The sequence below is a fragment of the Pseudomonas sp. NPDC088368 genome (genome assembly GCF_044753445.1).
GTDB classification, from domain to species: domain Bacteria; phylum Pseudomonadota; class Gammaproteobacteria; order Pseudomonadales; family Pseudomonadaceae; genus Aquipseudomonas; species Aquipseudomonas bambusae.
The window spans coordinates 366,028-384,202 of sequence record NZ_JBIVNG010000004.1; the positions used below are offsets into that span (position 1 = coordinate 366,028).

Annotated in this window: 19 protein-coding genes; 8 read left to right on the forward strand and 11 right to left on the reverse strand. The window is 60.0% G+C overall.

The window, feature by feature from the left end:
• Positions 1-27 precede the first annotated feature (27 nt).
• Together ACIQAL_RS10755 and ACIQAL_RS10760 are read right to left on the reverse strand one after the other, a co-directional pair.
• Positions 28-510: a transcription elongation factor GreAB gene (locus ACIQAL_RS10755; protein ID WP_401145091.1), complete on the reverse strand. Its 483-nt coding sequence runs from the start codon at positions 508-510 to the stop codon at positions 28-30.
• Positions 511-534: 24 nt separating this feature from the next.
• Positions 535-930 (reverse strand): hypothetical protein, encoded by a 396-nt coding sequence (locus ACIQAL_RS10760; RefSeq protein WP_401145093.1) that lies wholly within the window; start codon positions 928-930, stop codon positions 535-537.
• Positions 931-1,047: 117 nt separating this feature from the next.
• On the opposite strand from ACIQAL_RS10760, the gene earP reads away from it, so the two are divergent.
• Together earP and ACIQAL_RS10770 are read left to right on the forward strand one after the other, a co-directional pair.
• On the forward strand, positions 1,048-2,181 hold the full coding sequence (gene earP, locus ACIQAL_RS10765) for an elongation factor P maturation arginine rhamnosyltransferase EarP (RefSeq protein ID WP_401145095.1): 1,134 nt from the start codon (positions 1,048-1,050) through the stop codon (positions 2,179-2,181).
• 87 nt (positions 2,182-2,268) lie between these two features.
• Positions 2,269-2,838, forward strand: a complete 570-nt coding sequence (locus tag ACIQAL_RS10770; protein ID WP_166596711.1) for an elongation factor P — start codon at positions 2,269-2,271, stop codon at positions 2,836-2,838.
• 116 nt (positions 2,839-2,954) lie between these two features.
• On the opposite strand, the gene ACIQAL_RS10775 is transcribed toward ACIQAL_RS10770, so the two are convergent.
• From ACIQAL_RS10775 to ACIQAL_RS10785, 3 genes are all read right to left on the reverse strand, one after another.
• A complete protein-coding gene (locus ACIQAL_RS10775) occupies positions 2,955-3,974 on the reverse strand; it encodes an alpha/beta hydrolase (protein WP_401145098.1) in 1,020 nt (339 codons plus the stop codon).
• A 26-nt stretch (positions 3,975-4,000) separates the two neighbouring features.
• Complete coding sequence (locus tag ACIQAL_RS10780) at positions 4,001-4,420, reverse strand: organic hydroperoxide resistance protein (protein WP_166596713.1); 420 nt, start codon at positions 4,418-4,420, stop codon at positions 4,001-4,003.
• A 349-nt stretch (positions 4,421-4,769) separates the two neighbouring features.
• The gene (locus ACIQAL_RS10785) at positions 4,770-5,243 is read right to left on the reverse strand and encodes a MarR family winged helix-turn-helix transcriptional regulator (RefSeq protein WP_401145100.1); all 474 of its coding nucleotides are present in this window, start codon (positions 5,241-5,243) and stop codon (positions 4,770-4,772) included.
• 207 nt (positions 5,244-5,450) lie between these two features.
• Between ACIQAL_RS10785 and ACIQAL_RS10790 the strand changes: the two genes are divergently transcribed.
• Positions 5,451-6,230: a sulfite exporter TauE/SafE family protein gene (locus ACIQAL_RS10790; protein ID WP_401145102.1), complete on the forward strand. Its 780-nt coding sequence runs from the start codon at positions 5,451-5,453 to the stop codon at positions 6,228-6,230.
• A gap of 9 nt (positions 6,231-6,239) precedes the next feature.
• On the opposite strand, the gene ACIQAL_RS10795 is transcribed toward ACIQAL_RS10790, so the two are convergent.
• Positions 6,240-7,094, reverse strand: a complete 855-nt coding sequence (locus ACIQAL_RS10795; protein ID WP_401145325.1) for a LysR substrate-binding domain-containing protein — start codon at positions 7,092-7,094, stop codon at positions 6,240-6,242.
• 98 nt (positions 7,095-7,192) lie between these two features.
• On the opposite strand from ACIQAL_RS10795, the gene ACIQAL_RS10800 reads away from it, so the two are divergent.
• Positions 7,193-7,426, forward strand: a complete 234-nt coding sequence (locus ACIQAL_RS10800) for a DUF1127 domain-containing protein (RefSeq protein ID WP_401145104.1) — start codon at positions 7,193-7,195, stop codon at positions 7,424-7,426.
• Between the two features lie 50 nt (positions 7,427-7,476).
• The gene (locus tag ACIQAL_RS10805; protein ID WP_401145106.1) at positions 7,477-8,724 is read left to right on the forward strand and encodes a winged helix-turn-helix domain-containing protein; all 1,248 of its coding nucleotides are present in this window, start codon (positions 7,477-7,479) and stop codon (positions 8,722-8,724) included.
• Between the two features lie 87 nt (positions 8,725-8,811).
• On the opposite strand, the gene ACIQAL_RS10810 is transcribed toward ACIQAL_RS10805, so the two are convergent.
• A complete protein-coding gene (locus ACIQAL_RS10810) occupies positions 8,812-10,158 on the reverse strand; it encodes a class II 3-deoxy-7-phosphoheptulonate synthase (protein ID WP_166596718.1) in 1,347 nt (448 codons plus the stop codon).
• 125 nt (positions 10,159-10,283) lie between these two features.
• Here ACIQAL_RS10810 and ACIQAL_RS10815 point away from each other — a divergent pair, with 125 nt between their 5' ends.
• Positions 10,284-11,039, forward strand: coding sequence for a spermidine synthase (locus ACIQAL_RS10815; protein ID WP_401145107.1), 756 nt, complete (start codon positions 10,284-10,286; stop codon positions 11,037-11,039).
• Positions 11,040-11,048: 9 nt separating this feature from the next.
• On the opposite strand, the gene ACIQAL_RS10820 is transcribed toward ACIQAL_RS10815, so the two are convergent.
• The gene (locus ACIQAL_RS10820; RefSeq protein ID WP_401145109.1) at positions 11,049-11,840 is read right to left on the reverse strand and encodes a crotonase/enoyl-CoA hydratase family protein; all 792 of its coding nucleotides are present in this window, start codon (positions 11,838-11,840) and stop codon (positions 11,049-11,051) included.
• Positions 11,841-12,256: 416 nt separating this feature from the next.
• Between ACIQAL_RS10820 and ACIQAL_RS10825 the strand changes: the two genes are divergently transcribed.
• Positions 12,257-13,933 (forward strand): DEAD/DEAH box helicase, encoded by a 1,677-nt coding sequence (locus ACIQAL_RS10825; protein ID WP_166596721.1) that lies wholly within the window; start codon positions 12,257-12,259, stop codon positions 13,931-13,933.
• Between the two features lie 105 nt (positions 13,934-14,038).
• Here ACIQAL_RS10825 and ACIQAL_RS10830 read toward each other — a convergent pair whose 3' ends face one another.
• Positions 14,039-14,806 carry a DODA-type extradiol aromatic ring-opening family dioxygenase gene (locus ACIQAL_RS10830; RefSeq protein WP_401145112.1) on the reverse strand — a complete coding sequence of 256 codons (768 nt, stop codon included), beginning with the start codon at positions 14,804-14,806 and terminating at the stop codon, positions 14,039-14,041.
• 106 nt (positions 14,807-14,912) lie between these two features.
• On the opposite strand from ACIQAL_RS10830, the gene ACIQAL_RS10835 reads away from it, so the two are divergent.
• Positions 14,913-15,569, forward strand: coding sequence for a thiopurine S-methyltransferase (locus ACIQAL_RS10835; RefSeq protein ID WP_401145113.1), 657 nt, complete (start codon positions 14,913-14,915; stop codon positions 15,567-15,569).
• A gap of 92 nt (positions 15,570-15,661) precedes the next feature.
• Here the strand turns inward: ACIQAL_RS10835 and htpX are convergent, their stop codons facing one another.
• Positions 15,662-16,549, reverse strand: coding sequence for a protease HtpX (gene htpX / locus ACIQAL_RS10840; protein WP_401145114.1), 888 nt, complete (start codon positions 16,547-16,549; stop codon positions 15,662-15,664).
• Between the two features lie 334 nt (positions 16,550-16,883).
• Complete coding sequence (locus tag ACIQAL_RS10845; RefSeq protein ID WP_166596725.1) at positions 16,884-18,095, reverse strand: pyridoxal phosphate-dependent aminotransferase; 1,212 nt, start codon at positions 18,093-18,095, stop codon at positions 16,884-16,886.
• Positions 18,096-18,175 lie beyond the last annotated feature (80 nt).

The window sequence follows — 18,175 nt, forward strand, 5'->3', positions numbered from 1 at the left end:
CCTTCAACCCTGCAAATGATCAACGGATCACAGTACGCGGGTGATCTCGAAGGATTGACGACTGCCATTGACGTTGATGTCGAGATCGTCGCCGTCGAACTTGCCCAGCAGGTTTTGCCCCAGAGGCGCACGATGGGTGATGACGGTGATCAGTGTGCCTTCGACGTGAACCTTCAGGCCCGCCGCATCTGGCCCCAGAAACAGGTGCTGCTCGACGCCGCTGGCCGATTCGAGGGTGACGACGTCGCCCGATTGAATCCCGCGTTTTTCCTCGAATGGTTTGAGCGTCAGCTTTTGATAGGCGACGAGCGCCTGGCGAATCTCTTCGACCCGACGCGCCTGCCCGGCGGCCAGGTACGAAGCTTCGAGGCCCAGCGTGTCGTACTTGTTCTCGGCGATGTTTTCTTCGTGGGTCGCGGTTTCGTAGGCGGTTTGTGCGGCACGAATCGCGACGTCCAGATCGACCGTCAGTTTCTCGATGATCCCGTGTAGGACCTGTTCCTTGTTCATGTCGTTGCTGTGTCTCGTCAGGTGTCAGCCGCAGAACTGATAAATGGCCGCGCGGCTCTTTTCGCTGGGGGCGGTCTGGTTCTGTTGCATCCAGAACTGGCATTTGGGGCCATTGAAGCTGCGCTGCCGGTCGGCCTGTTCGGCTTCCTGGGCCTGGCGGACTTCGCTGTCGCGGAGGATCTGTCGGTATTGATCGAACATCGGGTTGTCGCTTGGCGGTTGGGGCTTGGCCGCAGACGGGGTCGTCAGTTGCGCAGCGGCATTGTTGACGGCCTGCGTCTGTTCGGCGGGCAGGGCTTTGTAGATCAGCCAGGCCGTGAGAGCAACGGCCAGAAAACCCAGCCAGATGCCGACAGCGATGGACACAATGAGCTTCAACGGGCGGAGCGTGACAGACAGTTCGCGGTGATTGACGTACATGGCAGACTTCCCCACTTGCACACGGTCGATGCCGCCGATTGTCGCACGACCAAGGCTGGCGATTCTGCACCGTTATAAAGGACAATCCGTTTTTTTGAACATCCTCAAGGAGCCGGGATGAAAGCCTCTTGGGATATTTTCTGTACCGTTGTGGATAACTTTGGCGACGTCGGCGTGACGTTTCGCCTGGCGCGGCAGTTGGTCGCCGAACACGACATGGATGTGCGCCTGTGGATCGACGACCTGTCGGCCTTCGCACGCCTGTGCCCCGGTGCCGATGCCGAGGCGCCCCAGCAATGGCGGGACGGGGTCAGCGTGCATGTCTGGCCCAAGGACTGGCAGTCGGTCGAACCGGCCGATGTCGTCATCGAAGCCTTCGGCTGTCATCTGCCACCTGCGCAGATCGATGCGATGAAAGCCCGCGAGCCGCGTCCCCTGTGGCTGAACCTCGACTACCTCAGCGCCGAAGAATGGGTCACCGGCTGTCACGGCCTGCCGTCGCTGCAATCGAGCGGCGTTCAGAAGTTCTTCTTCTTTCCCGGATTCAGGGAGAGCACGGGAGGCCTTTTGCGTGAGGCGGGACTGATCGAACGGCGCCACGCCTTCGAGCAGAACCCGACGGCGCAACAGGCGTTTCTGGCCGATCTGGGCGTTTATCCACAACCCGGCGCGCGGCTGATGTCGCTGTTTGCCTATGAGCATGCGGGGTTGGGATCATGGCTGACCTGCCTGGCTCAGGATCGGCATCCGACGCATCTGCTGGTGCCGGAAGGGCGGATCATCAGCGACGTCGAGGGTTGGTTGGGGGTCGAGGGCCTCAGGGCGGGCGCGCTGCATGTTCGCGATCAACTGACGATTCAGGTCTTGCCCTTCGTGCGTCAGGAGGATTACGACCGGCTGTTGTGGTGCTGCGCTTTCAACGTGGTGCGCGGCGAGGATTCGTTCGTCCGGGCGCAGTGGGCGGGGCGGCCCTTTATCTGGCACATCTATGAGCAGGACGATGACGCCCATTGGGCCAAGCTCGATGCGTTTCTGGAGTTGTACCTGGCAGGGTTGTCCGACGCAGCGGGGCAGGCGCTGACCGAAGTATGGCGCAACTGGAGTGCCGGACAAGACATGACACACAGCTGGGCCGCGCTGGAAAAACACCGAAGTGAACTGGCGGCGCATGCCGAGCGCTGGTGTCTGGAACGAGCCTTGCAGGACGATCTGACGACTGCGCTGGTAAGGTTTTACCGAAATTGGCTATGATACGCGCCCTTGTAGTAAGCCCTGTACGAAAAGTGGCTTTTCGTACAGGGCTTAGAAAGAACTTCAATCCAAATTCGGATATACGTAATGAAAACTGGCAAAGAGCTCAAACCCGGCACCGTGATCCGTATCGACAACGATCCTTGGCTGGTTCAGAAAGCTGAATTCACCAAGTCGGGCCGTAACAGCGCAATCATGAAGACCAAGCTGAAAAACCTGCTGACCGGCTACAAGACTGAAACCGTCTACAGCGCCGACGACAAGCTGGACGACGTGATCCTGGACCGTAAAGAAGCCACCCTGTCTTTCATCAGCGGTGACACTTTCACGTTCATGGACACCACTGACTACACCATGTACGAGCTGAACGCCGAAGACATCGAAGCCGTTCTGCCATTCGTTGAAGAAGGCATGACCGATGTCTGCGAAGCGATCTTCTTCGAAGAGCGTCTGGTTTCCGTAGAGCTGCCGACCACCATCGTGCGCGTCGTTGACTACACCGAAGGTTCCGCTCGCGGCGACACTTCCGGCAAGGTCATGAAGCCTGCCAAGCTGGCCAACGGCACTGAGCTGCAAGTGGCTGACTTCATCGAAATCGGTGACAAGATCGAGATCGATACCCGTGAAGGCGGTTCCTACAAAGGCCGTGCTAAGTAAGCATTGCACTTGTAACGCTGGACACGAAAAAGCCCGACCATCGAGTCGGGCTTTTTTGTGGGCGATGGTTTCACGCATTTACCAATTCATGGTCCTGCCTCCAGAAGCCGGTCGGCCTACTTCAGATGAGTCTTCAGCTCTTGGGAAGCCTGCAACATCGCAGACCGCACTTCCGGCACTTGGCTGATGACGTTCAACAACCCGTAGTCGTGAATCATGCCGTTGTAGCGCACCGCCGTGACGGGCACTCCTGCCTGATCCAGTTTGCGGGCGTAGGCTTCGCCTTCGTCGCGCAGCACGTCGGCCCCAGCGGTCTGCACCAGCGCGGGCGGCAGGCCTTTCAATTGATCCGTCGTCGCCCGCAGTGGAGAGGCGTAGATTTCGGCGCGTTGCTTCGGATCGGTGGTGTAGTTGTCCCAGAACCACTTCATCATGTTGCGGGTGAGAAAGTGGCCTTCGGCGAATTGTTCATAAGAGCCGTTATCGAAGTTGGCGTCGGTCACAGGCCACAGCAGCACTTGGTAACGAATCGCCGGTGTGCCCTTGTCCTTCGCCATCAAACTGACGACTGCCGCCATGTTGCCACCGACGCTGTTGCCTGCCACGGCCAGACGCTTGCCATCGACGTTGATCTCTTTGCCATGCTCGGCCACCCATTTAGTCGCCGCATAGGCCTGGTTGATCGCCGTCGGGTAGTGCGCCTCAGGCGAAGGGGTGTAGTTGACGAACACCGCCACTGCACCGGAACCCTCGACCAGGTCACGCACCAGACGCTCGTGGGTCGGGTAGTCGCCCAGCACCCAGCCGCCGCCGTGGAAGTACATGAACACAGGCAAGGTGCCCTTGACGCCCGCCGGACGCACGATGGTCAGGCTGATGGTCTGGCCGTCAACCGTGACGGTCTTCTGGCTGACATCAGCGTTGGGCAGGGTCAGTTTGACCCCTGCCTGAGCCCCGGTCAGCACGGCGCGCGCATCTTTGGGCGACAGTTGCTCCATCGGTTTGCCCGTCCCCGCATTCAGGGCATCGAGAAACGCTTGGGTGCTGTGCTCGACGCCGGTGTCGGTGGCGGCGAAGGCGTTACCGATGGACAGCGCGAGGAGTGAGCCAGCCAGAATCTTGCCGAACGTGTTCATGTTTTTCTCCTTGGCGAGCGGATGAGTTAGACAGTCACGTGCAGACGGACGTCAACGTTGCCGCGGGTGGCGTTGGAGTAAGGGCAGACCTGGTGAGCGGCGTCGACCAGCGCTTGGGCGTCCGCTTGCTCCAGACCTGGCAGGCTGATGTGCAGGTCAATGTCCAGACCGAAGCCGCCAGGAATCTGGCCGATGCCGACATGAGCAGTGATCGAGGCGTCAGCTGGAATGCTGCGCTTGCTTTGGCCGGCGACGAATTTCAGCGCGCCGATGAAGCAGGCCGAGTAGCCGGCGGCGAACAGTTGCTCAGGGTTGGTGGCTTCACCGCCAGCGCCGCCCAATTCTTTCGGAGTGGCCAGTTTCACGTCGAGAATCTTGTCGCTGGAAACGGCACGGCCATCACGGCCACCGGTTGCGGTTGCGACTGCGGTATAGAGAGTTTGCATGATATTTCCTCACTGATGACGTTGGGTTATGTCGTTTAGCTTTGCGCTAAATGTTTGTGCGCTAAGCAAGTGAGATGAAATGTACTGCGCTAATGTTTAGCGCGCAAGATAAATTTCCAGAGAATTTTTGATAATTGACGAAAATTCGATCAACTCATTGATTCATAAGGAAATTTATTTTTGGATGTGAGCTTTCGTTTATACGGGCGCCTGGGCATTCACCGGGTTGCTCGAAGCAATGAGTCAAGGGAGGAGCGGCGGTCGTAAAGCCAGACTCGGCACATCATCCCCATCCCCAGAAATAAAAAAGGCCAGCGCGGGCTGACCTTTGAGGTGAGATGAGAAGGGATCAGAGGCTCTGATGCAGATTCCCTCGCAACCCCAGCAAATCTCGCTGCAATGCTTGCAGCTGTTCCACGGAGATGCCGCTTGCGGCAAGAATGCAGTGAGGAATGCTCTGGGCCTTTTGGTGCAAGGCTTTGCCCTGTTCAGTCAGGTGCAAGAGCACGACGCGTTCGTCGTCCTTGCTGCGGGTACGGCTGATCAAACCTTCGACTTCCAGGCGTTTGAGCAGTGGCGTCAGGGAGCCAGGGTCAGTCAACAGGCGCGTGCTGACTTCTCCGACCGTCAATCCGTCCTTTTCCCACAGCACCAACATCGCCAGGTACTGGGGATAAGTGAGATTCAGTTCCTGAAGCAGTGGTTTGTACACCTTGGTCATCATCAACGATGTGGAATACAGGGCAAAACACAGCTGATTGTCCAGCAGCAACTCGTCGCAACTGCCAGCGCCCGCCTTGGTGGCGCTATCGTCGGCATTCATGGGTACATCCTCAGTTGATCGTCAATGCCCACTAATTTAGTGCCATGATCTTTAATGCACCAGATAAATTGGCTAATCGTTGATCAGGCCTTTGACTATCAAGGACGCCGCTGACATGTCTAAAACACGATTCGTGAATCGACTCATCACGATTCGTTGACGCCAATGGCGGTCTGTGGATTTCCTCCATTCCCCTGACTGCGTAGCATGCGCGCAGGACTGAAAAGAGGGCCGGGTGTGATCGTTGATGTGGTGTGGTATCTGTTGTTGGGCGCGGCCATGGGCACGTTGGGCGGTCTGTTCGGGATCGGCGGCGGGCTGGTGGCGATTCCTGCTTTGGGGGTGTTGTTTGGCCTCGACCAACAACTGGCCCAAGGCACGGCGCTGTTGATGGTGCTGCCCAACGTACTATTGGCGTTGTGGCGCTACAACCAGCGCAACCGGATTTCGGTGCGCAACGCGATGATGCTGATCGTCCCGAGCTTCACGGTTTCCTGGCTAACGTCGCTGTGGGCCGTGCAGATTGATGCCCAAAGCATGCGGGTCGGTTTTGTCGGGTTTCTCATCGTGCTCACCCTGTTCAACTTGATCCAGATGTATTGGCGCAAAGGCGACGCCGGCGCCGAGTTGCGTCACAGCAAATGGTTGTGGGTGCTAGGAGTAGGTTCGGGTGTGACGGCGGGCATGTTCGGTGTCGGTGGCGGGGTCATCGCAACGCCGATCCTCACCGGTATCTTTGGCGCGACACAAGTCGCTGCTCAAGGCTTGGCACTGGCGCTGGCGGCCCCGGCGACGCTGATCACCATGACCACCTATGCCTTGCACGGTCATGTGAACTGGCTGATGGGGATACCGCTGGCGATTGGCGGTCTGGCCAGCATCAGTTGGGGCGTCGCCCTTGCGCACAGCATGCCGGAGCGTCTGTTGCGTTCGCTGTTTTGCGTGTTCCTGGTGATCTGCGCCATCATGCTGTGCTTCCGGGTGTAGCCGCGAAAATCACAGCTTGAAGCCCTCGGCGATGTGATCGGCGAGGCATTCGGTGATGGGCGAAGGATTGCTCGGATTGCGTAACAGGACGATGCTTGCCGAGGGCAATTGCGGCAGCCCTTCGGCCTCGCCGAGCACGCGCAAATCCGAGGTGATCAGGCTTTCCAGTTGAGCCGTCACTGCCAGCCCGGCGCTGACCACGGCCATGATCGCCGCGAGGCTGGCGCTGGTGTACGCCACCCGGTATTCGCGGCCAACCGTATCCAGCGCGTTACAGGCCCACAACCGGCAGAAGCAGTCGCTGTTGAACATCGCCAGGGGAATCGGCGACCGTTCGTGTGGGCAGAATCCCGCAGCTTCGGCCCAGACAAAACGCTCCTGACGCAGAATCTGGCCGATTTCCTTCCCCGGCTCGCGCGTGACGATGCTCAGGTCCAGGTCCTGACGTTGCAGCAGTTGTGCCGATGACTCGCAATGCACTTCCACCTGAATCAGCGGATACGCCTGCGCGAACCGCGACAAAATGCCGGGCAAAAACCGCATCACGTAATCGTCGGGCGTGCCGATTTTCACGGTGCCGACCATGTGCGGTTCGCGCAGTGTGTTGAACACCTCGCTGTGCAGTTTGAGGATGCGTCGCGCATAGCCCAGCAGCACTTGCCCTTCTGCCGTGAGGTTCAACACGCGTCCGTCTTTCTGGAACAGCGGGCGTTGAACCACGTCATCTTCAAGTCGTTTCATCTGCATGCTGACCGCCGACTGCGTGCGATTTACGACCTCGCCAGCCTTAGTGAAACCGCCCTGATCGGCGATAGCCACAAAGGTGCGTAGCAGCTCGCTGTCGATACTCGGGTACGTGGCCATTGCATCAATCTCCCAGATGCACTGCATCAGAAACATTCGTTGGATTGATCTTAAGCCCGGGCAGACAATCTCGCCATCCCCACTTGGAGGGCAAGACGATGAAAGGTCAAAAAGGTTATGTACTGGTGCTGAAAACCCTGTCCCACGACTCCATGATGGACCGCGCCTGGCATGCGGTTGCGGCCCGCGTCGCCCGCTGGCGCAAGCTGCATCATGAGCGGGTTCAACTGGCGAGTTTGAGCGATGACGCGCTCAAGGACATTGGGCTGTCGCGCGCCGATGTCCTTGTCGAAATCGAAAGACCGTTCTGGGACGATCCACTTAAGCACTGACAGAGCGGGGCGGGATCGGGTAGTTTTGCAGATCGTCCAGGAGGTCCTGAATGCCTGCAGAACTGCCGATCTCGCAACACCTGTCCATCAAACAAGCCCGTCGTCTGGCACTGGCAGCCCAAGGCTTCAATAGCCGTCAGCCGCCCGTGACGATTACGGCTCGCCACGTCACCCGATTGATCGAGCGCCTTGGGGTGCTGCAGATCGATTCAGTCAACGCGCTGGTGCGCTCGCACTACCTGCCGCTGTATTCCCGCTTGGGTAACTATCCGCAGAAACTGCTGGATCAGGCCGCGTGGAGTCAGGGCCGACACCGAAAGCTGTTCGAATACTGGGGGCATGAGGCGTCGCTGTTGCCGGTCGAGCTGTACCCGCTGATGCGCTGGCGCATGCAACGGGCGTCGCAAGGCGAGGGCATCTACCAGCACATGGCCAAGTTTGGACGGGAAGAGCAGGCGACCATTGCCCGCGTGTTGCAGGCTGTTCGCGAACAGGGCGCACTGGGAGCGGGCACGCTCAATACCCGTCAGGAGCGGGCTGGTCCCTGGTGGGACTGGAGCGAGGAGAAGCTTGCGCTGGAATGGCTGTTCGCGGCGGGCGAAGTCACCGTGGCCGGGCGTCGAGGGTTCGAGCGTCTCTACGATCTGCCGGAGCGGGTATTGCCCGAAGCCATCATCAACCACCCCGAACTGGCCGAAACGGACGCGCAGCGCGATTTGCTGCTGCACGCGGTTCACGCGTTGGGTGTGGGCACTGAGAAAGACATTCGCGATTACTTCCGCCAAGACCCCTTACCGGCGAGGCAGGGCTTGGCCGAGCTGGTGGAGGCGGGCGCGATTCAACGGGTTCAGGTCAAGGGATGGAAACAGCCTGCCTATGCCCTGCCGGATTTCAGCGTTCCCCGAAAAATAACGGCCAGTGCGCTGCTATCACCCTTCGATTCCCTGATCTGGGAGCGGGCCAGGACCGAGCGCCTGTTCGATTTCCACTATCGGCTGGAAATCTACACCCCGGCACACAAGCGGGTGTACGGCTATTACGTGCTGCCCTTCCTGTACGACGAGCGCATCGCGGCTCGCATCGATTTGCGCGCGGAGCGGGCGGCAGGAAGGCTGGCCGTGCACGCCGTTCACGAGGAAGAACCGGGGCTGGACGAGGAGGGGATGCACGCGTTGGCCGTTAACCTGCGGCGACTGGCCGACTGGCTGGGTCTGCCGGAAGTGCTGATCAACTGCCCCCGCGCCAGTGCGGCGCGGCTGCGTGTGGCGTTTGTCGACGTGGGGTTGCGACGCGTCTGACGGATTGACGCCATGTCGGCGGCGGGCGCCGGCTCCCGCAATGACTCTGCGCTCAGCCAAATCTGCGCGCAGGGCACTTGGGTCGATTTACCGCCGAACCTGCTTCAACGTCTCGGCAATCAAGAACGCCAGCTCCAGCGACTGATCCGCATTCATCCGCGGGTCGCAATGGGTGTGGTAACGGTCCGACAAGCCATCCTCGGTAATCGGACGCGCGCCGCCGATGCACTCGGTGACGTTCTGCCCGGTCATCTCGATGTGAATCCCGCCCGCGTACGTCCCTTCGGCCTGATGCACCTGGAAGAACTGCTTCACCTCGCCCAGAATCTGCGCGAAGTCGCGGGTCTTGTAGCCGCTGCTGGCCTTGATCGTATTGCCGTGCATCGGGTCCGAGCTCCACAGCACCTGCTTGCCTTCGCGCTCGACGGCCCGAATCAGTCCTGGCAAGTGATCGCCGACCTTGTTGGCGCCCATGCGCGCAATCAGGTTCAAGCGACCCGGGTCGTTGTCCGGGTTGAGGATGTCGATCAGGCGGATCAGGTCGTCAGTGTTCATGCTCGGACCGACTTTCACGCCAATCGGGTTCTTCACCCCACGCAGAAACTCCACGTGCGCGCCATCGAGCTGACGCGTGCGATCGCCGATCCACAGCATGTGCGCGGAGCAGTCGTAGAAGTCGTTAGTCAGGCTGTCACGGCGAACGAAGGCTTCTTCGTAATTGAGCAGCAACGCTTCGTGGGCGGTGAAGAAGCTGGTTTCGCGCAGTTGCGGCGAGGTGTCCATGCCGCAGGCGCGCATGAACGCCAGGGTCTCGTCGATGCGGTCGGCGAGCTGGCTGTATTTGTCCGAGAGCGCGGAGCCTGCGATGAAATCGAGGTTCCACTGGTGCACTTGGTGCAAGTCCGCGAAGCCACCTTGAGCAAACGCTCGCAGCAGGTTCAGCGTCGCGGTGGACTGGTGATAGGCCTGCAACAGACGATCCGGGTCCGGCACGCGGCTCTTCTCGTCGAAGCCGATGCCATTGACGATATCGCCGCGGTACGCCGGCAGTGTCACGCCATCGACAGTCTCGTCATTTGACGAACGCGGCTTGGCGAATTGCCCCGCCATGCGCCCGACCTTGACCACCGGGCAGCCGGCCGCGAAGGTCATGACGATCGCCATTTGCAGCAGCACCTTGAAGGTGTCGCGGATCTTCGCCGCTGAGAATTCGAAGAAACTCTCGGCGCAATCGCCACCCTGCAACAGAAACGCACGGCCCTGGGTCACCTCGGCGAACTGACGGCGCAACTCGCGGGCTTCACCGGCAAACACCAGCGGCGGGAAACTGGCCAGCGACTGTTCGACACGTCGAACATGGTCGGCGTCGGGGTACTGGGGTTGTTGCTGGATAGGCAGGCTCCGCCAGCTGTCGGGGCTCCAGGGTTGGCTCATGGTGAACTCGAAGTCAGTGCAATCGGACGGTCATGTTAGCAGTTCGCCCCGATAATTTGCGTGACCTGCGGGGTGCGCTTGGCCGACAATCCGCGCGCCAAATTCGATTGACCGAGAGAACAGCAATGACCGAGGAGCGTGTTGAGCGCGTATTGGCGGAAGTCCACGATGACTTCGGCAAGATTCGCGTGCTGGAAGTGGAGGATTACCGCTTCCTGGAATTCGGCGACGCCATCGAGCAAAGCTGCACGTTCACGGCTGATCCTGCGTGGCTGGAATATGACTACACCCGCGCGATGCTGATCGGCGCGTTGTGCCACGAAGCGCCAGAGAGTGCGCTATTCATGGGCCTCGGCGCAGGCACGCTGACCCAGGCGTGCCTCAAGTTTCTGCCGCTGGACGACGTCGAGGCCATCGAGTTGCGTCCGGATGTGCCGCGCCTGGCCATGGAATACATGGGGCTGGCGGACGATCCGCGCCTCTATATCCGTATTGGCGATGCGCTGGAATTGCTGCCCACTGCTGAAAGCGCCGACCTGATCTTCGTCGACCTCTACACCGACACAGGGCCGGCGGTGGGGCATCTGGCGTGGGGCTTTCTGGAAAAATGCCAACAGCGCCTCAATCCGGGCGGCTGGCTGATCATCAACCAGTGGGCCTCGGACGATGGCAAACCGCTGGGGGCGGCGTTGTTGCGCGGTCTGTATCACCGCCATTACTGGGAGTTGCCGGTCAAAGAAGGCAACGTCATCCTCATCGTGCCTTCTGATCTGGACCAGACGCTGGACATGGACGCGCTGGTCGAGCGCGCCGAAACCCTCGCGCCGCAACTGGGTTACTCGCTGTTGCCGTTGATCAAGACCGTGCGCCCGGCGACCTGACCAAGGCGTTCATTGCCCGGTGAAATGCCCCGGCCTGCGCTCGATCAAAGCGCGCAGGCCCTCCTTGGCGTCCTCGCTGGACATCACCTGTTTCATCAGCGTCGGCAACTGTCGGGCTGCCGCGTCTTCCCCTTCACGCACCGCCTGACGGGCCGACGCCAACGTCGCACGAACCCCCAGCGGCGCGCGTTCGGCGATGCGACCTGCGAGATGCAGCGCACACGGCAGCAAATCCTCGTACGCCATGATTTCCTGCACCAGCCCCATGCGCAACGCTTCATGGGCGTCGAACTCATCGCCGGTCAACAGCCAGCGCATGGCATTGCCCCACCCGGCGATCTGGTGCATGCGCAAGGTTGCGCCGCCAAACGCGAACAGGCCGCGCTGCACTTCAAGCTGCGAAAAGCGGGTGTTGCTGGCGCACAGGTTGATGTCGGCGGCCAGCATCAGTTCGATGCCAAGCGTGAAACAGTAGCCTTGCGCCGCGACGATCACCGGTTTTGTGACGCGCGGCCCTGCGAAAACGCCCCATGGGTCGTAGCCGCCTTCCGGCAACTGCCAGCCGTTCATCAGTGTTTCGCCGGTGTCCGCCAGGTCCAGCCCGCCCGTGAAGTGCTCGCCATGGGCAAACACCACGGCGACCCGCGCCTGATCGTTACGTTCGAACTCACCGTAGGCCTGGCTGAGCTGATTGAGCATGTCCATGTCGAAGGCGTTGCGCTTGGCCACCCGGTCGAGCCCGATGAGCATGATGGCGCCGCGTTGTTCCCGGCTGACGTGGCCTTTGATCGAAGAGGTCATGTCGCTATTCCTGCAGGCTGAGGAGAAGAGGAGGGTGGGCTGCCTGACTGATGAGGTGAATCGTTTAAGCCCCCGCCGCCAGTAATACCGGGCTTTAAAAAAATAGACACTGACACAGGTTTGCGCAAAGCCTGTGACAGTTGGACGCAAGCACTTCTTTGTGTGAAAAAAATACTCACTTTTTTTGGCATTTCCGGTATAGTGCGCGCCGGCCTTTCATAGGGCCCTCGTCACGGTATGGGTTTGCGAAGCCTTCTTCGCAGGCTGGTTCCAACACGAACTATCCTTGACGATCCATTCATCAATACGTTTTCGCAAATCCCCGCCGACAAAGCAGCCAGGGTGACTCTAGGGTCTTACACGGCACGCGCAGCTTTGAAGCATGGGTCTTTGCGGATGCACTCAGAGGCAGACCCATGACCCAGGAAACCGGCGGCTTCGCCGCTCTCGACCTTCATCCGAATATTGTTGCAGCCGTTATCGCTACCGGCTACGAAGAGCCTTCGGCCATTCAGCAGCAATCGATCCCGATTATCCTTGCCGGTCACGACATGATCGGTCAGGCGCAGACAGGTACCGGTAAAACCGCGGCCTTCGCACTGCCTATCCTGAACCGCATCGACCCGGCAAAACGCGAGCCGCAAGCGCTGATCCTCGCGCCGACCCGCGAACTGGCCCTGCAAGTCGCCACCGCGTTCGAAACCTACGCCAAGCAAATGCCAGGCGTTACCGTCGTGGCCGTCTACGGCGGTGCGCCGATGGGCCCACAGCTGAAAGCCATCCGTAACGGCGCGCAAATCGTCGTCGCTACCCCGGGCCGCCTGTGCGATCACCTGCGTCGTGACGAAAAAGTCCTGGCGACCGTGAACCACCTGGTGCTCGACGAAGCTGACGAAATGCTGAAGCTGGGCTTCATGGACGACCTCGAAGTCATCTTCAAGGCCATGCCTGAAACTCGCCAGACCGTGCTGTTCTCGGCGACCCTGCCGCAGTCGATCCGTGCGATCGCCGAGCGTCACCTGAAAGACCCGAAACACGTCAAGATCCAGAGCAAGACCCAGACCGTCACCGCGATCGAGCAGGCTCACCTGCTGGTTCACGCTGACCAGAAGACCTCTGCCGTGCTGAGCCTACTGGAAGTCGAAGATTTCGACGCCCTGATCATGTTCGTCCGCACCAAGCAGGCCACTCTGGACCTGGCGAGCGCTCTGGAAGCCAAAGGCTACAAGGCTGCCGCGCTGAACGGCGACATCGCCCAGAACCAGCGTGAGCGCGTCATCGATTCGCTGAAAGATGGTCGCCTGGACATCGTTGTCGCGACCGACGTCGCTGCCCGTGGTCTGGACGTTCCGCGCATCACTCACGTATTCAACGTCGACATGCCGTACGATCCGGAATCCTACGTTCACCGTATCGGCCGTACCGGTCGTGCCGGTCGCGAAGGCCGTGCGCTGCTGCTGGTGACCCCGCGTGAGCGCCGCATGCTGCAAGTGATCGAGCGTGTGACCGGTCAGAAGGTTGCCGAAGTTCGTCTGCCAGACTCGCAAGCCGTTCTCGATGCCCGCATCAAGAAACTGACCAACAGCCTCGCGCCACTTGTGGCCGATGCCGAAGCCAGCCATGGCGAGCTGCTGGACCGTCTGACTGCCGACATCGGTTGCACTCCGCGTGCCCTGGCTGCCGCACTGCTGCGCAAGGCCACCAACGGCCAGGCGCTGACCCTCGCTGCCATCGAGAAAGAGCGTCCATTGGTGCCGAACAATGCACCGCGTGGCGACCGTGCCGATCGTCCGTCGGGCGACCGTCCTGATCGTGGTGACCGCGAGCGTCGTGCGCCGATGCCACTGGCTGAAGGCCGTGCACGTTGCCGTACCGCGCTGGGTGCGCGTGACGGTATCGCTGCCAAAAACCTGCTGGGCGCCATCCTCAACGAAGGCGGTCTGGCCCGCGAAGCCATCGGCCGCATCCAGGTGCGTGACAGCTTCAGCCTCGTCGAGCTGCCGGAAGACGGCCTTGAGCGTCTGCTGGCCAAGCTGAAAGACACCCGCGTTGCGGGCAAGCAGCTGAAACTGCGTCGCTATCGCGAAGACTGATTGGCGTTGAGCTGATCGTCTGAACGAAAAAATCCCCGACTGGTTCGGGGATTTTTTTGTCCGGGTTTTGGCGTGCGCCGTGATCAATGAGGAGCGGGCAATTAATTACCCAAATCGGTAAATATCCATCCCCAACGCGCCCATGGTGAAGCCCTGATACGCGGCGCTGAACTCACCTCCGGCACCCCGGGCGAAATAAAGCGGCAGCAGATGCTCATCGCTCGGATGATTACGCACAGCATTCGGCGCCTGGCGGCGGTAGTCGTGCAGGGCGTTTTCATCATTGGCCGCCAGCTTTTCCACCATCCAGTCACGGAAGGTCAATGCCCATGGCTCGACGCTTTCCGGTCCGGCGTGCCAGTCCAGCTCACGCAGGTTGTGGGTGATGCTGCCCGAGCCGATCACCAACACATCTTCTTCGCGCAATTGGCTCAGCGCTTTGCCGACGCGAGTCTGCAGCTCAGGCCCCATGCGCGTTGGCAGCGACACCTGCACGACCGGAATGTCGGCCTGTGGGTACATCAGCGACAGCGGCACCCAGACGCCGTGGTCAAAGGGGCGGCGGCTGTCCACAACGGCAGGTAAATCAGCGGCTGCCAATAAATCCACCACTCGTTGCGTTGTCTCGGGATGGCCGGACGCGGGGTATTGCACGGCAAACAGCGCAGCGGGGAAACCGCCGAAGTCATGCCAGGTTTCCGGCCGTGGGTTGCCATTGACGCGCAAGTCATTGCTTTCCCAGTGCGCGGAAACGATCACGATAGCTTTTGGTCGAGGCATGGAAGCCGCCAGACGCTGCAACGCCGGGCCACTCTCGCCGGGTTCCAGCGCAAGCATTGGGGAGCCATGAGAAATGAACAGGCTAGGGAACATGTGCGGGCGTCCTGAGCGTATAAGATAGTGGCCATGATCAGGCAGATCATTGATCTAAATCTAATATAAGTTTTAGTGCCGTTTGATCGAAATATCAGGAGCATTTATGGAGCCGCAGTTTTGGCATGAACGTTGGGCGATCAATCAGATTGGCTTCAATCAGTCAGAGGTGAATCCGTATCTTGTGAAGCTGTGGCCCGAGCTGAACGTAAAGCCCGGCGAGCGCGTTCTGGTGCCGCTGTGCGGGAAGACCGTCGACATCAATTGGTTGGCCGATCAAGGACTGCAGGTGCTCGGTGCCGAGCTTTCCGAGAAGGCGGTCCAGGCCTGGTTCAGTGAAAACGGGTTTTTACCTGAGATCGAAACCCGCGGTGCGTTCAAGGTTTACGCCCACAAGAACGTCGAAATCTGGTGCGGTGATTTCTTCGCGCTCAAACCGAAGGACGTCGGGCATTGCACTGCGTGGTACGACCGAGCCGCTATCATTGCGCTGCCGTCAGACATGCGCTGGCGTTACGTCGAGCAGATCAATCGCCTCATGGCCCAAGACTCTCGCGGTCTGCTGATCACCCTGGACTACGATCAGTCTCAGATCGACGGCCCGCCGTTTTCGGTGGATGAAGATGAAGTGCAGCAGCTTTTGTCGCCGGAATGGCGAGTGAAAATGGTCGGCGAGGGTGACGTGCTGGAGCAAAGCCCCAAGTTCAAGCAGGCGGGCGCGACGCGGTTGATGGAGTACGCCTACCGGCTGTTTCGTCGGTAACAACGGAGGCCTGCGTCGGCCGTAGACCGGTTTTCATGGCAAAAGAAAAGGGCGACCGAAGTCGCCCTTTCTTGTACCTGCGGTGCGCCGTATCAACCCCGACGACGCAACGCCTCGATGCGGTCCTCCAGGGCCGGGTGGCTCATGAACAGGCCCGCCAGGCCATGCTTCAAGCCGCCGTTGATGCCGAACGCCGTCAGGCTTTCGGGCATCTGTACTGGCACGCCTTGTTCCGAACGCAGGCGCTGTAAAGCGCTGATCATCGCGCCTGTTCCGGCGAGGCGAGCACCGGCGTCGTCTGCCCGGTATTCGCGTTTGCGCGAGAACCACATGACGATGGCGCTGGCCAGGAAGCCCAGGACGATCTCGGCGAAGATGGTCGCGATGTAGAACGCCATGCCACGGCCTTCTTCGTTCTTGAAGATCACTTTATCGACGAAGTTGCCGATGATCCGCGCGAAGAACATCACGAAGGTGTTCACCACGCCTTGAACCAGCGCCAGCGTCACCATGTCACCGTTGGCGACGTGGCCGATTTCGTGGGCCAGCACGGCTTTCACTTCGTCGGGCGAAAAGCGCTCCAGCAAGCCCTGGCTGACAGCGACCAATGCATCGTTCTTGTTCCAGCCAGTGGCGAAGGCGTTCGCTTCGTAGGCCGGAAAAATCCCGACTTCCGGCATCTTGATACCCGCGTCGCGGGACAGTTGTTCAACGGTTTGCAGCAGCCATTGTTCATGGCGGGTGCGGGGTTGGGTGATGATTTCGGTCCCGGTGCTCATCTTCGCCATCCACTTGGAGATGAACAGCGAGAACAGCGAGCCAGCGAAACCAAAAACGGCGCAGAAAATAAGCAGCTGATTGAGGTTGAGGTCAATTCCGTTGGCCGCCATGAACCCATTGAAGCCAAACAGGCTCAAGGTGATGCTGGCAATCAGCACGACCGCAAGGTTAGTGGCCAAGAACAGCAAGATGCGCATCATGGTGTGGAATTTCTCCTCGTGAAGAATGTGTAACGCGTTGCGGGGTATATAAGGTGATGTCGGTGGGTATTCAACCGGGCGACTATTTCAAACTGTGTCGTTTTGCGTGGGCAGGTTGATTATGGGCCATCGGCGTGGGGGTGCGCAGAAGTGCGATCAGTTCTTTGTCGGAGCGGAGTGTGGGACTGTAGGAGCCGGCTTGCTGGCGAACGTGGGTGGGTCAGCTACGCGAAGGGTGACTGACACTGCGGTTCGCCAGCAAGCCGGCTCCTGCAAACGCAACGTTACGCCGATGGTGCCCACGCAGAGCGCGGACACGATCGACAGGCGTGAATTATTGCTTGTACGTCTTGAGGAAATTACCGATCCGGCCAATGGCCGCTTCCAGATCATCCACACGCGGCAAGGTCACCACGCGGAAGTGATCCGGCCACGGCCAGTTGAATGCCGTGCCTTGAACGATCAGCAGCTTCTCGGACAGCAGCAGGTCCAGCGCGAACTTCTCGTCGTTGTGGATCGGGCAGACTTTCGGGTCGATGCGCGGGAACGCGTACAGCGCGCCCATCGGCTTCACGCAGCTGACGCCGGGAATGTCATTGAGCAGTTCCCAGGTCCGGTTGCGCTGTTCCAGCAGGCGGCCTGGCGGCAGGATCAGGTCGTTGATGCTCTGATAGCCCCCCAACGCGGTCTGGATCGCATGCTGGCTCGGCACGTTGGCGCACAGTCGCATGTTGGCCAGGATGTCGATGCCTTCGATGTAGCTCTGGGCGTTGTGCTTCGGACCGGAAATGGCGATCCAGCCGGAGCGGAAACCGGCCACGCGATAGGACTTCGACAGGCCGTTGAAGGTCAGGCACAGCAAATCCGGCGCCAGCGACGCGGTGCAGATGTGCACGGCGTCGTCGTACAGAATCTTGTCGTAGATTTCGTCAGAGAACACCACCAGGTTGTGCTGGCGAGCGATTTCCAGCATGCCCAGCAACACTTCTTTCGAATAGACGGCGCCGGTCGGGTTGTTCGGGTTAATGATCACCATCGCCTTGGTGTTCGGCGTGATCTTGGCCTTGATGTCGTCCAGATCAGGCCACCAGTTGGCCTGCTCGTCACAGAGGTAATGGACGGGGCTGCCACCGGACAGGGCAACCGCTGCGGTCCACAGCGGGTAGTCAGGGGCCGGCACCAGCACTTCGTCACCGTTGTTCAGCAGTGCCTGCATCGACATCACGATCAGCTCGGACACGCCGTTGCCCAGGTAGATGTCTTCGATACCGACACCCTCGACCTGCTTTTGCTGGTAGTACTGCATCACGGCCTTGCGCGCGCTGAACAGGCCCTTGGAGTCGCTGTAGCCCTGTGCGGTCGGCAGGTTGCGGATCACGTCTTGCAGGATTTCGTCCGGCGCCTCGAAACCAAACGGCGCCGGGTTGCCGATGTTCAGCTTGAGGATGCGATGGCCTTCCTCTTCCAGGCGTTTGGCGTGCTTGAGCACGGGCCCGCGAATGTCGTAGCAGACGTTGGCGAGCTTGTTCGATTTGCTGAACTGCATGTGATTGATCCCGACAATAAAAGGGTTCGTCGTGAGAGAGGAGCGCGAACCGCTGAGCACGACGCCATCAAAATGAATTT

Coding starts and splice junctions, on each gene's coding strand:
- ACIQAL_RS10760 (WP_401145093.1), bottom strand. CDS start 930: ATGTACGTCAATCACCGCGAACTGTCTGTCACGCTCCGCCCGTTGAAG.
- ACIQAL_RS10820 (WP_401145109.1), bottom strand. CDS start 11,840: ATGACCTCTTCGATCAAAGGCCACGTCAGCCGGGAACAACGCGGCGCC.
- ACIQAL_RS10810 (WP_166596718.1), bottom strand. CDS start 10,158: ATGAGCCAACCCTGGAGCCCCGACAGCTGGCGGAGCCTGCCTATCCAG.
- ACIQAL_RS10755 (WP_401145091.1), bottom strand. CDS start 510: ATGAACAAGGAACAGGTCCTACACGGGATCATCGAGAAACTGACGGTC.
- ACIQAL_RS10790 (WP_401145102.1), top strand. CDS start 5,451: ATGCGCGCAGGACTGAAAAGAGGGCCGGGTGTGATCGTTGATGTGGTG.
- ACIQAL_RS10845 (WP_166596725.1), bottom strand. CDS start 18,095: ATGCAGTTCAGCAAATCGAACAAGCTCGCCAACGTCTGCTACGACATT.
- ACIQAL_RS10835 (WP_401145113.1), top strand. CDS start 14,913: ATGGAGCCGCAGTTTTGGCATGAACGTTGGGCGATCAATCAGATTGGC.
- ACIQAL_RS10785 (WP_401145100.1), bottom strand. CDS start 5,243: ATGAATGCCGACGATAGCGCCACCAAGGCGGGCGCTGGCAGTTGCGAC.
- ACIQAL_RS10800 (WP_401145104.1), top strand. CDS start 7,193: ATGAAAGGTCAAAAAGGTTATGTACTGGTGCTGAAAACCCTGTCCCAC.
- ACIQAL_RS10830 (WP_401145112.1), bottom strand. CDS start 14,806: ATGTTCCCTAGCCTGTTCATTTCTCATGGCTCCCCAATGCTTGCGCTG.
- ACIQAL_RS10770 (WP_166596711.1), top strand. CDS start 2,269: ATGAAAACTGGCAAAGAGCTCAAACCCGGCACCGTGATCCGTATCGAC.
- ACIQAL_RS10795 (WP_401145325.1), bottom strand. CDS start 7,094: ATGGCCACGTACCCGAGTATCGACAGCGAGCTGCTACGCACCTTTGTG.
- ACIQAL_RS10825 (WP_166596721.1), top strand. CDS start 12,257: ATGACCCAGGAAACCGGCGGCTTCGCCGCTCTCGACCTTCATCCGAAT.
- earP (WP_401145095.1), top strand. CDS start 1,048: ATGAAAGCCTCTTGGGATATTTTCTGTACCGTTGTGGATAACTTTGGC.
- ACIQAL_RS10780 (WP_166596713.1), bottom strand. CDS start 4,420: ATGCAAACTCTCTATACCGCAGTCGCAACCGCAACCGGTGGCCGTGAT.
- ACIQAL_RS10775 (WP_401145098.1), bottom strand. CDS start 3,974: ATGAACACGTTCGGCAAGATTCTGGCTGGCTCACTCCTCGCGCTGTCC.
- ACIQAL_RS10815 (WP_401145107.1), top strand. CDS start 10,284: ATGACCGAGGAGCGTGTTGAGCGCGTATTGGCGGAAGTCCACGATGAC.
- htpX (WP_401145114.1), bottom strand. CDS start 16,549: ATGATGCGCATCTTGCTGTTCTTGGCCACTAACCTTGCGGTCGTGCTG.
- ACIQAL_RS10805 (WP_401145106.1), top strand. CDS start 7,477: ATGCCTGCAGAACTGCCGATCTCGCAACACCTGTCCATCAAACAAGCC.